At 33.5% G+C, this 13756-nt stretch carries 13 protein-coding genes; 9 read left to right on the top strand and 4 right to left on the bottom strand.

The window, feature by feature from the left end; all coding sequences use genetic code 11:
• Positions 1-9: 9 nt before the first annotated feature.
• On the top strand, positions 10-159 hold the full coding sequence (locus EKL98_RS17620) for a hypothetical protein (protein WP_158614910.1): 150 nt from the start codon (positions 10-12) through the stop codon (positions 157-159).
• A 58-nt stretch (positions 160-217) separates the two neighbouring features.
• Here EKL98_RS17620 and serB read toward each other — a convergent pair whose 3' ends face one another.
• The 4 genes from serB to EKL98_RS12595 all read right to left on the bottom strand — a co-directional run bounded on the left by serB (position 218) and on the right by EKL98_RS12595 (position 5343).
• On the bottom strand, positions 218-1453 hold the full coding sequence (serB, locus tag EKL98_RS12610; RefSeq protein WP_126562749.1) for a phosphoserine phosphatase SerB: 1236 nt from the start codon (positions 1451-1453) through the stop codon (positions 218-220).
• Between the two features lie 162 nt (positions 1454-1615).
• Complete coding sequence (clpX, locus tag EKL98_RS12605; RefSeq protein WP_126515929.1) at positions 1616-2848, bottom strand: ATP-dependent Clp protease ATP-binding subunit ClpX; 1233 nt, start codon at positions 2846-2848, stop codon at positions 1616-1618.
• Between the two features lie 86 nt (positions 2849-2934).
• Complete coding sequence (clpP, locus tag EKL98_RS12600; RefSeq protein WP_073351820.1) at positions 2935-3609, bottom strand: ATP-dependent Clp endopeptidase proteolytic subunit ClpP; 675 nt, start codon at positions 3607-3609, stop codon at positions 2935-2937.
• 408 nt (positions 3610-4017) lie between these two features.
• Positions 4018-5343, bottom strand: a complete 1326-nt coding sequence (locus EKL98_RS12595; RefSeq protein ID WP_126562747.1) for a trigger factor — start codon at positions 5341-5343, stop codon at positions 4018-4020.
• A gap of 353 nt (positions 5344-5696) precedes the next feature.
• Between EKL98_RS12595 and parS the strand changes: the two genes are divergently transcribed.
• From parS to EKL98_RS12555, 8 genes are all read left to right on the top strand, one after another.
• The gene (gene parS, locus EKL98_RS12590) at positions 5697-6197 is read left to right on the top strand and encodes a type II RES/Xre toxin-antitoxin system antitoxin (protein WP_126562744.1); all 501 of its coding nucleotides are present in this window, start codon (positions 5697-5699) and stop codon (positions 6195-6197) included.
• The gene (locus EKL98_RS12585) at positions 6197-6673 is read left to right on the top strand and encodes an RES family NAD+ phosphorylase (protein WP_126562742.1); all 477 of its coding nucleotides are present in this window, start codon (positions 6197-6199) and stop codon (positions 6671-6673) included. The genes parS and EKL98_RS12585 overlap by 1 nt, the downstream gene beginning before the upstream one ends.
• Before the next feature lie 762 nt (positions 6674-7435).
• Positions 7436-8185, top strand: coding sequence for a hypothetical protein (locus tag EKL98_RS12580; protein WP_126562740.1), 750 nt, complete (start codon positions 7436-7438; stop codon positions 8183-8185).
• Positions 8186-8346: 161 nt separating this feature from the next.
• Positions 8347-9846 carry a DUF5677 domain-containing protein gene (locus EKL98_RS12575; protein WP_126562738.1) on the top strand — a complete coding sequence of 500 codons (1500 nt, stop codon included), beginning with the start codon at positions 8347-8349 and terminating at the stop codon, positions 9844-9846.
• Between the two features lie 197 nt (positions 9847-10043).
• Positions 10044-10502, top strand: coding sequence for a hypothetical protein (locus EKL98_RS12570; RefSeq protein ID WP_126562735.1), 459 nt, complete (start codon positions 10044-10046; stop codon positions 10500-10502).
• 161 nt (positions 10503-10663) lie between these two features.
• On the top strand, positions 10664-11146 hold the full coding sequence (locus EKL98_RS12565; protein WP_126562733.1) for a hypothetical protein: 483 nt from the start codon (positions 10664-10666) through the stop codon (positions 11144-11146).
• A 309-nt stretch (positions 11147-11455) separates the two neighbouring features.
• Positions 11456-12802 (top strand): S41 family peptidase, encoded by a 1347-nt coding sequence (locus EKL98_RS12560; RefSeq protein ID WP_233584110.1) that lies wholly within the window; start codon positions 11456-11458, stop codon positions 12800-12802.
• Between the two features lie 156 nt (positions 12803-12958).
• Positions 12959-13480, top strand: coding sequence for an STM3941 family protein (locus tag EKL98_RS12555; RefSeq protein WP_126562728.1), 522 nt, complete (start codon positions 12959-12961; stop codon positions 13478-13480).
• Positions 13481-13756 lie beyond the last annotated feature (276 nt).

The following is a 13756-nucleotide window of genomic DNA, read 5'->3' as shown; positions in this document are numbered from 1 at the left end:
AATGATGAGATGAAAAAAATTCTTTATATCCTGTTGACAGGAATTTTCTTGAGTTCCTGCGGACCACATAGAATGCGTTGTGGCGCCAGAGGAATTTGTAAATCTCCCGAAAAACAAACAACAGAAAAACCTGAAAAAGTGTTTGCCGTTAAAGCATAAAAAAAGCTATCCAAAAATCACTTTATAGATAGCCTTTTTTTATAATTACTGCAGTATTTTACTCCTCCATCATATCAATATGCCTGTCGTGATAGCCTAACAGGTACAAAACACCGTCGAGACCCAAGCTGGAAATAGAACTTTCTGCTTTTTCTTTTACCGTAGGTTTAGCATGAAAAGCAATTCCTAAACCTGCCAAATTCAACATAGGCAAATCATTGGCACCATCACCAACTGCAATAGTTTGGTTGATATGAATGCCTTCCTTATCAGCAATCGCCTGAAGGTATTCCGCTTTCTTTTTACCATCCACAATTTCACCTAAATAGTTACCTGTCAATTTTCCGTCTTTAATTTCCAATTCATTCGCATGAACATAATCAATACCTAATTCTTTTTGCAGGTACTTCCCAAAAAACGTAAAACCTCCGGACAATATAGCGGTTTTATAACCGTAATATTTCAAGGCCTTCATCAAGCGATGTGCTCCTTTAGTAATAGGCAGATTCTCAGCAACTGTTTGCAGTACCTCTTCACTCAAGCCTTCAAGCAAGGCCATGCGTTGCTTGAAGCTTTCGCTAAAATCGATTTCACCATTCATGGCTGCTTCTGTGATTGCTCTAACTTGCTCTCCCACACCCGCTAACTCTGCCAGTTCATCAATTACTTCGGTTTGAATTAGCGTCGAATCCATATCAAAACACACCAAACGGCGGTTTCTTCGGTACATATTATCTTCTTGAAAAGAAATATCCACATCTAACGTTCTGGAAATTTCCATAAAACTGGCGGTCATAAACGTTTTGTCGACAATCGTTCCTGTAACCGACAATTGTATGCACGAACGAGGGAATTCTTCTTTATCAATAATAGATACCCTGCCGGTTAATCTTTTAATTGCATCAATATTCAAATTTTGGTTGGATAGTATTTTGGTTACTGCCGCCAATTGTACAGCCGTTAAGGTTTCTCCTAAAACATTGATGGTGTAGCGTTGTTTGCGCTGCGCTTTGACCCAAATTTCGTAATCTGCAATGGATATAGGAATAAACTTGACTTTGACACCCAATTCGTATGCTTTAAATAACAAGTCTTTTAAAACTGGACCAGAAGAAGAACCCGCTTTTATTTCAAATAAAATACCTAAAGAAAGCGTATCATGAATATCCGCTTGTCCAATATCTAAAATAATAGCATCATAAGTAGCCAAGATGGATGTTAAACCAGCAGTGACTCCCGGTTTATCTTGTCCAGAAACTTTTAATAAAATTACCTCTATCTCGTCTTTTTGCATCTTATATATAATTGATTTAGAATGTACAAAAATCGACAATCTGACGTTGATAAAAAATAATAATGTTCCTTTTTTTGAACAATAACAAATAGTGTAATTTCCCCATAAAAAAACCTGTTCAAATGAATGAACAGGTTTATATTTTTAAGAAAAATGCATTTTTTACGATGCAATCTCCAAACGCTTCAATAAATTTTTATTCAACGTTTCTTTAGCATAAGTTACGTCAATTTCTAATACTTTATCATCAGAACTAGGCAATTCATACATCGCATCGGTCAAGATAGCTTCACATAACGAACGCAATCCACGAGCGCCTAATTTATATTCTAATGCTTTATCAACAATAAAATCCAGTGCTTCATTGGTAATCGTGAATTCAACATCATCCATCAAAAACAACTTCTCGTATTGTTTGATTAACGCATTTTTAGGTTGTGTCAAAATTGCACGCAAGGTTTCTCTATCTAAAGGGTCCATGTGTGTCAAAACTGGCAAACGACCAATAATCTCTGGAATCAAACCAAAATCTTTGATATCCTTTGGAATAATGTATTGCAACAAATTGTCTTTGTCAATATTGTCCACATTTTTTGAAGTAGAATAACCCACCGCTTGACGGTTCAATCGTTTCGAAATTATTCTTTCGATTCCATCAAAAGCACCACCGGCAATAAACAAAATGTTTTGTGTATTTACCTCCACAAATTTTTGGTCCGGGTGCTTACGTCCTCCTTTTGGTGGTACATTCACAACCGTTCCTTCCAACAATTTCAATAATGCTTGTTGCACCCCTTCACCGGAAACATCTCGCGTAATAGAAGGATTGTCACTTTTACGTGCAATTTTATCTATTTCGTCAATGAATACAATGCCGCGTTCTGCTTTGGCCACATCATAATCAGCAGCTTGCAAAAGACGTGTCAAGATACTTTCAACATCTTCCCCAACATAACCTGCTTCAGTAAGAACTGTCGCATCAACAATCGCTAAAGGCACATCCAACATTTTTGCAATGGTTTTAGCCACCAATGTTTTTCCTGTTCCTGTTTGTCCCACCATGATGATGTTACTTTTTTCAATCTCAACCTCATCGTCTAATTGCTGTTGCATCAAACGTTTGTAGTGATTGTAAACCGCAACCGACATCACCTTTTTAGTTTGATCTTGTCCAATCACATATTGATCCAAGAACGCTCTGATTTCTTTTGGTTTCTTTAAAATCAAATCTCCAACCAGCTTTGAACTTCCACTAGATTTTATTTCTTCAAGAACAATCCCGTGCGCTTGTTCAATACATTTATCACAGATATGTGCATTGATCCCAGCAATCAATAATTGGGTTTCTGGCTTCTTTCTTCCACAAAACGAACACTCTAATACTACTTTTGCCATTCTTTTAAGTCTAAAGTCAAAAGTCGTAAAGTCGAAAGTTCCTAGCATTGCTTTAGACTTTCGACCTTAGACTTTCGACTATATTTTTATCCTCTTATTAAAACTTCATCAATCATTCCGTATGCTTTTGCTTCTTCGGCGATCATCCAATAATCACGTTCGCTATCCGTATGAACCTTATCGAAAGTTTGTCCGGAGTGGTGAGAGATAATTTTATACAACTCATCTTTAAGTTTCAACATTTCACGTAAGTTGATTTCCATATCCGTTGCTACTCCTTGCGCTCCACCTGATGGTTGGTGAATCATTACTCTTGAATGTGGCAATGCCGAACGTTTTCCTGCTGCACCGGCGCATAAAAGCACTGCTCCCATGGAAGCTGCCATTCCGGTACATATGGTTGCTACATCTGGTTTAATGTATTGCATCGTGTCATAAATTCCTAATCCTGCGTAAACGCTTCCTCCTGGAGAGTTCAAATAAATTTGAATATCTTTAGAAGCATCGGCACTTTCAAGGAATAACAATTGTGCTTGAACGATGTTTGCAATTTGGTCGTCTATTCCTGTTCCAAGGAATATAATTCTGTCCATCATCAATCTGGAGAAAACGTCTAATTGTGAAATATTCAACTGACGTTCTTCAATGATATAGGGAGTCATGTTTTTAGGAGTCATTGCGCCTACAATTTTATCGTAATACATAGAGTTTACGCCGTGGTCCTTTGTAGCAAATTTTTTAAATTCTTTACCGTAGTTCATATTTTTTTGTTCTAAGTTTTACGTTATATCTTGTCTATTTCTTTTAATGCAAAGGTCATACCTATTTACAAATGATGTCAATATGTCTTATTTGTAGCCCAGATGGGAGTAAAAAGCTTTTTGAATTCCGTTTTTAAGTTTTTTTATTCTTGCAAAGCGACTGAAAGAAGCTCTTGCAGGAATTTAAAAAACTAAAACGGAAGAAAAAACTTGTAACGTACAGCTGGATTGGCTCCCGCAACTAATTGAAACAAAAGAGCGTCAAAAAATATTTTTTCTGACGCTCAAATATAACTATTTTTTATTGTTTTATATTTGTAATAGAATCTTAAAATTTGAAACAACTAACGAAATTGTTTCCGTCTTTTCAACTTTTGACTTTATGACATTTGACTTTACGACTAAAATTTATTCTCCGTAAGACGCTGCAATAAATTCGTCATACGTTACTTCTTTAGTGGTAGGATTTGCTTTTTCTTTGAATAATTCCAATAATTTATCAGCAACAACTTGGTCCGAAAGTCTTTTCACTTCGTCTTGGTTTGACAAAACTCTTGCTACAATTCCTTGAACTTCTTCGTCAGTAGGATTTGTTTGTCCGAATTGTGCCATTTGCTGACGGATGTTTTTTGTAGTGAATGTTTTCAAGTCTTCAAAAGTGATTTTGATGTCAGATTGAGCCATAGCTCTACCTTCGATCAATTGAAAACGCAATCCTTTTTCAGAACGTGCATATTCAACTTCAGCCTCCTCAGGAGATAATTTTTTCTCCCCTACAGTTTGCAACCATTTTTTAAGGAATTCAGAAGGTAAATCAAATTTGGTGCTTTCGATCAAAAACTCCGTAACATCCCCTAATAATTTTTGATCCGCTTGTTGTGCAAATTGAGTTTCGGCATCTTCTTTGATTTTCGCTTTCAATTCTTCAAGTGAAGAAACAGTTCCAGCACCAAACAATTTGTCGAACAATTCTTGGTTCAATTCTGCTAATTCAGCCGTGTTGATCGCTTCGATTGTGAAGTTCACTTCAACCTCTAATCCGTGAACGTCATCATGACTTACTTTCATCACGTCCATCAATTGGTGGTCGTCTTCAAATAAACCTTTAGTATTTACAGTCACAACATCTCCTGCTTTTTTACCGATGAATAAATCAAAAGTCGCTTTGTCTTTAAAAAGATCAGCAGCAATAGTGGTCGCGTTATTAATTCCTTTTTCTTCGTTAGTGAATGTTCCAGTTACATCTGAATCTGCAGCAACAACTTCTTGAGGAATTGCAGTTCCAAATTGTTTTTGGATTCTTTCCAACTGGCCTTCAATCATTTTATCATCCGCTGAAACCACATATTTAACGATGTCATTTTTAGCTTCAAGATCCAATTCGAAATTAGGAACCAATCCTATTTCATATTCAAAAACCAATTCTTCAGCACTCCAGTCAAAGTCTTCGTTTACTTTAGCAAGTGGCGTTCCAAGAAGGTTTAATCTTTCTGATTGTACGAAACGCTCCAAAGCTAAATCTACCACTTTCTGAACTTCTTCCTGTTTGATTGCTTTACCGTATTGTTTTTCAACAAGATCTTTAGGCACAGCTCCTTTTCTAAATCCTTTAACCGTTGCCAAAGGCATTTTTTCGTTTATTCTTTTTGCAACTTGTCCTTTGTAATCCATGTGAACAACAGTCATTACAATTGTTTCCGTCACAGCGTCTATTGCTACTCTTTTGATATCCATCTTCTTCTTTAATTTACATAATAAAATTGGACTGCAAAATTATAAAATTTTTGCAACCCAAACAAGTATTTTACCATTTTGAATTTTAGGCAGTTATTTGAAAAAATCAGAGGTTAAAAAAGGAAAATAATTTGGGCGTGTCCCTCCGTAAAAACTACGGGTCAGGCTGTGCGTTATAATCTTTTATTGCGCTTCGCTTCATAAAAGGATTTTCACTGCCATCCTTCACGCGGGCCGAGGTTTTTATGAATATAAAATTGCTTTGAAATTTTGAAGAATTGGTGATAATTATATCGAAATTTTTTCGTTTAAACAACAAAAATATTGTATGTTTACAGTAAATAAGTTGCATTATGGGGAAAGTCACACGTAGAACAAAGCCGTTCGACACTAAAAGAAGTGTCCAAAAAGCATCTGGTAATGCTGTAAATATTAAAAAATCTTTATTGACTTCCGATGGCAAGGAATATAAATGGAGCAATAAACTTGAGCGCGTTAGTATCATCAGAGCTGGCATTCCATATGATTCAATTGAATTAATTAGCAAAAGGCTTAATAATCCCATAAAGTCAGTTCTGGCAATAGTTGGAATTCCACAAACTACATATAATAAGAAAAAAAGCGAACATTTACTTTTGGACAGTAGAAATAGTGAATTAGTGATTCTAATTAACGAGTTAATTGACTATGGCTTGGAAGTTTTCAATAACGAGGAAGAAAAATTTCAACGCTGGTTAAAGAAACCTAACTTGTCCATTGGGGGAAGTTCACCTGAAAATATGCTTGACACAATAACAGGGATTAACGAGGTTAAGTTTAGTTTGAATCGCTTAGAATTCGGAAATTTAGCGTAATGATAGTATTTAGAATTGAACGTGAAAAATATTTAAGTACTACGTTAAATGGAATAGGCGCGCCGATTTCTGAAGGTTATCGGTGGAATAGTCTTAATACTCGAATTGTTTATACTGCTGAAACTAGAGCTCTGGCAACATTGGAAGTTTCTGTTCATTTAGATTTAAGCGAGGATTTACCCGATGATCGTTTTTATGTCGAAATTGAAGTACCTGATGGAATTACTATACAGGAAGTAAAGCTGGAAGATTTACCAAATGATTGGAATTCAAAACCACCATCTTTAATAACTCAGACCATCGGTGATGATTTCGTAAATTACAATGAAGCTGCCATTTTAAAAGTCCCTAGTAGTATCGTACCAAAAGAATTTAATTATTTAATAAACCCTGTTCATCCAGATTCATCAAAAATTAAGGTCTTTAGCACTTCAAAAATGATGTTTGATCAGCGATTAAAAAGTGTAAAAGAATAAATTACCGTTAACAGCTGGCAAAGCTCGGCAAAGCATTCATTAAAACAATAAATTTGTCGTACAAGCCATAAAATCCTAACAAAACCAGTTGTACAACTTACCAATAATTAAAATTAAATAGATTGACAAAGAATTTAAAATATCTTATTTTCCTTTTTCTGGCTTTTGGTCTGATGGTAAATGATGGTGCTTTAGATTCTCAATCAAATTCAGCAGATTATTATCAATTCTCGAACGTAATTCTAAGACGAGAATTAAACTGTAAGCGTTCAAAATTATACGTGTTCCATCAGATAAAACCAGATGGCTCGGAAATACACTCAGTTTTCCCCTTAACAGATAGCGCGGTTTTGCAAACCGTGCCCATTCCAATTGGTAATTATAACACTTAGTCGGTAGGTAGCCGAAGAAGTAACGCTAACAAAGCCATAAAAAAAACTGACATTAAAACGTAAAAAAGCTATCCCGCTTTAAGGATATAGCTTTTCTGACTTGTTTTATCTGCATTCGTTGGTGGGCACGGTTTACAAAACCGTGCTATCCTTAGTGACGACATATCTGATAGGTCGGGTCTTGGGATTCAACAATATAAGTTGCTTTGATAATTTATAATAATTTATTTATATATTTGAAAACAGGTAAAACGAAACAAACCTTCGCCAATCTACCCATATTTGGGTGTATAAGCGCTAGTTTGTAGCGGGTATAGACAAGTTAGCCGTCATTGTACAGCGTGCCTCGAAAACATTGAATAAATAGAAAATGATTGACAATTTACCGACATATATCTCGCTGATTTTTGGACTGACAACAGTTGCAAGTTTGCTACTATTTATTTGGACAATTAGGAGCTCAAATTCTGAATTGACACGAAAAAAAGCAACGCTAATTTTTATTGGTCTAACAATTTGGTTGATTATTCAAGCTATTTTGACTTTAGAAAATATTTACAATACTGACACCAAATCCTTTCCGCCAAAAATAATGTTGATCGGGATTTTACCAATTATTTTGACAATTATTCTATTGTTTGCAACTCCAAAAGGCAGACAATTTATTGACAGTTTGCCTCTCAAAAATTTGACATATCTAAACATTGTGAGAATACCAGTTGAAATAGTTTTGTTTTGGCTTTTTCTGAACAAAGCAATTCCAGAACTTATGACTTTTGAAGGTCAGAACTTTGACATTATTGCAGGAATAACAGCTCCAATCATTGCGTATTTTGGTTTGACTAAACTGAAAATTAATCGAAATGGAATACTGATTTGGAACTTTATTTGTCTTGGGCTTTTAATAAATATTGTTGTGAATGCTTTGTTTTCAGCACCTTCTCCAATACAACAATTTGCTTTTGAACAACCGAACATAGCGATTTTGAATTTTCCATTTAGTTGGTTGCCAACTTTTATAGTTCCTATCGTATTGTTTGGACATTTAACGTCAATTAGACAATTATTAAAACAAAGAACTGACGGAAAAGCGGAAGAAAATAAAACAACGTACGGCTAACACACGCTACAAGCAAGCTGGGCATTTGGCTTAATTTGAAGCTGATTTTGTATTTGAAAAATTAGTTTTTAACCGAAAGATTACGCATTTTTAATCCCAGCCTGCGTGTAGCGCGAGAACGTTAGCGGTAATGCTAAGAAAATTGTGCAAACATATAAATTATGGCAAAGAAGAAAAGTAGGATTAGACAAACCAGAACAAGTTTTCAAAAAGTTTTTGATAACTATCCGGGCATGATACAATCGTTTTCATGGTCAGATAGATTACCTGAATTTTTACATATTTCTATTGCTTTAATTGACAATGATTATGAGGTTGTAAAGAAAGATTTTCATAAAATTGCAAACTTCGTAAATGAAAAAATTAATCTAAATCCCAAATTTCATTTTAATCTTACTCACACATTAAAAATAATCACAGAAGATAATAGCATCCTAGATGAAATTTTAAAAACATCTTTCAAAGATGCATTTCAACAAATAATTTTATTTTACGATGATTTATTTAATGACTTATTGAATTTAAACGTGAATATTGAATGTGAGCCAGATCGTAGGAAAATTTTTTTAGGTTATAAATCAATCCTACATGGCAGATTAGACACATCGATATTATGTAAATACATAATGATGCAATATACGCAAGCTGGTAATCCAGACCCATTTCATTTATTTGGTTGGGAAACAATTGAGACCATTCTTGATAAGTTGAATGTTTCGAAAGTTATGTCAGCATTTCCTCCATCAATAGGTCTTTCAGAAAATTTAGACTTGGAATTTTGTGAAAATATTTGGTTACATAATTATTACTTCTCGCCAAAAATGCCAAAACCTGATGATACTATGATTGAAGAACAAGATTATGCGGATTTAAAAATAGAAGAATTGAATGAGGAATTCATTTCTCTGTTTTCGGAAATAAAACAAATCAATCTTTTAGAATATTACAATCCTTATATAGCAGAAGTTAATATGGGATTTATAGCTAGAATTGGTAACTTAACAATTGATACTATAGACCTAGTAAAAATTCATAAGGGAGAAATTGCAGAGATGGTTTACAGGGTCACTCTGGAAACTTTTATTGTTGGTTCATGGTTATTAACAAAACAAGATATAGAATTACATAAGAGGTTTAGGGATTTTAGTACTGGAAGGCAACGTTTTTTTGGCGAGCAAATTCTTCAAAAAGCGCCTAACGATGTATTAAAAAAAGAAGCAAAAAGTATTATTGATGACGCTATTGCGGAATCTGGCAAAAGAGAAATTGATGTAGCCACTGAAAAAGGAGATGTTTTTGATAAAAATATCATGCAAATGTCAAATGAGGTCTGGGGAGAAGAAAATATTTATTACTTTTTATACAAAAGATCTTCAGAGGTCACGCATGGTCGATGGGAAATAATAGCTAAATATCATCTTGCTAAAAGTCACAATCCAGTCCATAACGGATTATATTTCTACAATGAAAATCCGAACCGATTTGCAGGACTAATTCCAGCATTTGGAAGTCTAATCTTGGCTACCGATTTTCTAATTAGAATAATTGATGAAATCAATGACAAACAACATGAACAATTGCGCGAAAAATTAAATGATTATCACAACAGAGTATATCAGCAATATATGGTTTACTATAATGATTATTGCATTAAAAAATAAATCTGAATAAAAGCACTACCGCTAACACACGCTACAAGCAATTTGGGCATTTGGCTTAAAGGAAAAATTGGTTTGTATTTGGAAGATTTGGCAAATCCGAAAGATAACGCTTTCTTAATCCCAAACTGCTTGTAGCGCGAGAACGTTGGCGGTAATGTTGCTCGAAAAAACGAAAAAAATAATAAACAACAATAGAATTGAAAAACATAAATTTTGACTTTTTAAAACCAACAATTATATTCTCTATTATTGGAATTTTTATTCCTGGCTTTACTGCAATGGGATTAGTCGGAACGCAAATGTTATTAAGTTCAGTTGGAATAGAATGCACAGTAGCGTGGAAAATAATTTGGACTTCAACAATAATACTTGGAATTGTTTCGCCTGTTATTTTTATAAAATATATTAGAAATATTACGGACGAAAAATTAAAGACTTTGAAAACGAAATTGACAATATTTAATTTAGTCGAATATGTTTGTATTCAATCAAGTATTGGAAGTTTATTTTCGAATAGTAACACATTATGTTATGGAAGTGGAGGACAAAACGGCCTAGAATTAGTATTTACTGCTTGGTTAGCATTGCCAATATTAATTGTAATGAGTATTGTTTTTAACCGAATAATTAGCCGAAATGAAAACACAGCGGATTAATAAACACTACCGCCAACCGCCATTTTGAGCTAGCTGGAGTTTAGTGGAATTATCGTTTCGCATCAAGTTTTCGTTAAGCCAAAAACTGAAAGGTTGCGAATTTCCAGCCATCTCAAAGTGGCATAACGTTAGCAGCAATTATAAACCACATTTTCGTAAGTATGAACAAAGCATATTATTTCGCAATTGCATTCTTAATTTTAAGTTGTAATCGAAATCAACCAGAAACCAAAAACACCGACAAAGTTGCCGAATTTGAAAATATTGTTGGAACAGGTTACTTGAAACTGACAGCAGATTATGATGAATGTGGAGAATGGGGAGGACATCACGAAGAGATAAAAATTGTTCGCGCAGAAAAAAAACTTTTTGCTGAAATAACAAAAGATAGCGTTGACTGCAAAAATTTAACAAGCCGAAAAATTATCGAGAAAAAAAGAGTTGCTTTGAATGAAAATCATAAAAAAGCTATTTCTGATTATTTGCATGAACTTCTGAATAAAAGTTTAGAAGAACAAATTCCATATCATGCGGGTCAATGGTATTCCGCTGAAACAATCGATTCTACTTTAGTTTTAAATTATCACGAAGCTGGAAATAATTGGAAAGGATTTATGAAACTAAAAGTAGAATTGTCTAAATAACTGCTGCTAACACACGCTACAAGCAATTTGGGTATTAGGCTTAATTTGAAAATGGTTTGGTATTTGGAAGATTTGGCAAATCCGAAAAATGGGCTTAATTTAGTCCCAAACTGCTTGTAGCGCGGGAACGTTGGGCGATATATTGCTCAAAAAACTGGAAAAATAAAAAGTGTTACATCTAAAAGATATTTTCGTCTTTTGAAATAAATAAAAACTATGAGAAAAACATTAAGTTTATCAATAATGTTAATTTTAATTTGTAATCTCTCGATTGCTCAAAATTGTAATTGCAAAACAAATTTTGAATGGATGAAGAAAACTTTTGAAGAAAATGATGCGGGTTTTCAATATATAATCGACCTGAAAGGAAAGGAAGCGTATCAAAATAATAATACAATTATTTTACAGAAAATAAAAGCAATAAAGAAAACAGAAGATTGTACAAAAGTATTATCTGAATGGCTAGCTTTCTTTCGTAAAGGCCATTTTGCAATTAAAAAAATAGATAATAATTCTATAAATTCTAAAAAAAGCATAAAAGAAACAAAAAATGAAAATTGGGAAACTTTAAACGTAGATGTTCAAGAGTTTGAAAAATATTTGACTTCAAAAAAAGAAACCGATTTTGAAGGAATATGGGAAACTAGCCTGTACAAGATTGGTATCAAAAAAATTGGAGATTCTTATTTAGGTTTCATCATAGAATCTGGGAATGAATCTTGGAAAAAAGGGCAAATAAAAATCAGGCTTAACGACAAGAACGGAACATTTTATTTAAGAGACAAAAATCCAGAAGATTTTACAAGCCCAAATCTTTTGGGGATAAATTATCTGCAACTTGGGAATTTTACACTAAAAAGATTAAATCCAAAATATGAAACCGAAAAAGATATTGAACAATATCTTACTCTGATGTCGATTGACAAACCTTTTATTGAAGAATTAAATAAAACAACTTTAATTTTCAGAATTCCATCTTTCGATGGCTCACAAAGAAAAATAATTGACAGTGTTATAGCTATAAACAAAGAAAAAATATTAAAAACTGAAAATTTAATAATTGATTTGCGCAATAATGGTGGTGGTGATGATATAAGTTATAAAGAAATATTACCCTTTTTATATACAAATCCAATAAGAGAAGTCGGTGTAGAATTGCTGTCGACTAAACTAAACAATCAAAGAATGTTGGACTTTGTCAACAAACCCGAATTCGGTTTCGATGAAGAAGCTAAAAAATGGTTAAAAGAAAGTTATGATAAATTAGAAAAGCAATTAGGACAATTTGTTAATTTAGATTCAACAACAGTTAGTATTAATAAATTTGATCAAATTTATCCATATCCAAAAAATGTTGGAATAATAATTAACAAAGGTAACGGAAGTACTGCCGAACAATTTTTATTAGCCGCAAAACAATCTAAAAAAGTGAAATTATTTGGTACAACAACATTTGGAGCATTAGACATTTCAAATATGAATTTTGTAAAATCTCCTTGTAATGAATTTGAATTAGGATACTGTTTGTCGAAAAGTTTCAGAATTCCGAATATGACAATTGACAGCAAAGGTATTCAACCTGATTATTATATTGACGAAAGTATCCCAAAATATAAATGGATTGAATATGTGAACGGAATTCTAAATGAAAAATAAATACATCGCCCAACCGCTGTTTTGATATAGTGTGTGATTTAGTGGAATTACCGTTTCGTATCAAGTTTTTGTTAAGCCAAAAACTGAAAGGTTGCGAATTTCCAGCCATCTCAAAGTGGCATAACGTTGGCGGTAATGGCAAAACGAAAAACTTAAATGAAAGAAATTAGACTTTACAAAAACCCTATCAAATCGCTAAGATTATTGCTTTTGTCTTCTCTTTTTGTTATTCCGAGTATTTGGTTCATAGTAAACGAAAAAGAAACCAAATTTATTTTTTGGTTCTGCGTATGCTTTTTTGGAATTGGTTTTTTGATTAGTGTTTTTAATATTCTTGACAGAAGAGTTCAAATAATTATCACTGAAGTTGGAATTTGGGACAGAAGTATAAATCAAGAATTAATAAAATGGGAATTCATACAAAACGCATATGATATTGAAATTCATAAGCAAGTCTTTATTTCTATAAAAACTGATGAAAGATTTGTAATGAAAAAGAAAATATATAAATGGGCAAACAATTTAAATCAAAAAATTGGAGCTCAAAAAATAAATCTGAATCTCAGTTATATAAAAGTTGATTTAGAAAAAATGATAACTTTTATAAATATTATGAAAACGGAAAGAATTGAAGAAAGAGAAAAGCTAATCGAATTATACAGAAATAGGATTAAATAAAGCCACTACCGCCAACAGCTAGAGTTTCGTTGCGTGCGCAGCACGAACAATGAAACTCCGGTTGAACGGAACCGAGTACCTGCCGTCAACACTATGGAGTTATCGTAAAAATTTTAGAGAGAATTACAAGAGGCAAGCGAGCCTCTTTTTTTTTGGAGTGTTTTCTGCTTGGTTTTTTTCGTGTTTTAGGTCCCTTTGGTGGAAAAACCGGTCAAATTGACCACCCAATTCCAGTGCAAATTGACCACCAGTTCCGGAGTAAACTGACCACCCTAT

It is taken from the genome of Flavobacterium bomense (assembly GCF_003970355.1).
Note: the sequence above shows the minus strand (reverse complement) of the source record. Positions and strands in the feature narration are given on the sequence as shown.

Coding starts and splice junctions, on each gene's coding strand:
- EKL98_RS17620 (WP_158614910.1), top strand. CDS start 10: ATGAAAAAAATTCTTTATATCCTGTTGACAGGAATTTTCTTGAGTTCC.
- serB (WP_126562749.1), bottom strand. CDS start 1,453: ATGCAAAAAGACGAGATAGAGGTAATTTTATTAAAAGTTTCTGGACAA.
- clpX (WP_126515929.1), bottom strand. CDS start 2,848: ATGGCAAAAGTAGTATTAGAGTGTTCGTTTTGTGGAAGAAAGAAGCCA.
- clpP (WP_073351820.1), bottom strand. CDS start 3,609: ATGAACTACGGTAAAGAATTTAAAAAATTTGCTACAAAGGACCACGGC.
- EKL98_RS12595 (WP_126562747.1), bottom strand. CDS start 5,343: ATGGATATCAAAAGAGTAGCAATAGACGCTGTGACGGAAACAATTGTA.
- parS (WP_126562744.1), top strand. CDS start 5,697: ATGGGGAAAGTCACACGTAGAACAAAGCCGTTCGACACTAAAAGAAGT.
- EKL98_RS12585 (WP_126562742.1), top strand. CDS start 6,197: ATGATAGTATTTAGAATTGAACGTGAAAAATATTTAAGTACTACGTTA.
- EKL98_RS12580 (WP_126562740.1), top strand. CDS start 7,436: ATGATTGACAATTTACCGACATATATCTCGCTGATTTTTGGACTGACA.
- EKL98_RS12575 (WP_126562738.1), top strand. CDS start 8,347: ATGGCAAAGAAGAAAAGTAGGATTAGACAAACCAGAACAAGTTTTCAA.
- EKL98_RS12565 (WP_126562733.1), top strand. CDS start 10,664: ATGAACAAAGCATATTATTTCGCAATTGCATTCTTAATTTTAAGTTGT.
- EKL98_RS12560 (WP_233584110.1), top strand. CDS start 11,456: ATGAAGAAAACTTTTGAAGAAAATGATGCGGGTTTTCAATATATAATC.
- EKL98_RS12555 (WP_126562728.1), top strand. CDS start 12,959: ATGAAAGAAATTAGACTTTACAAAAACCCTATCAAATCGCTAAGATTA.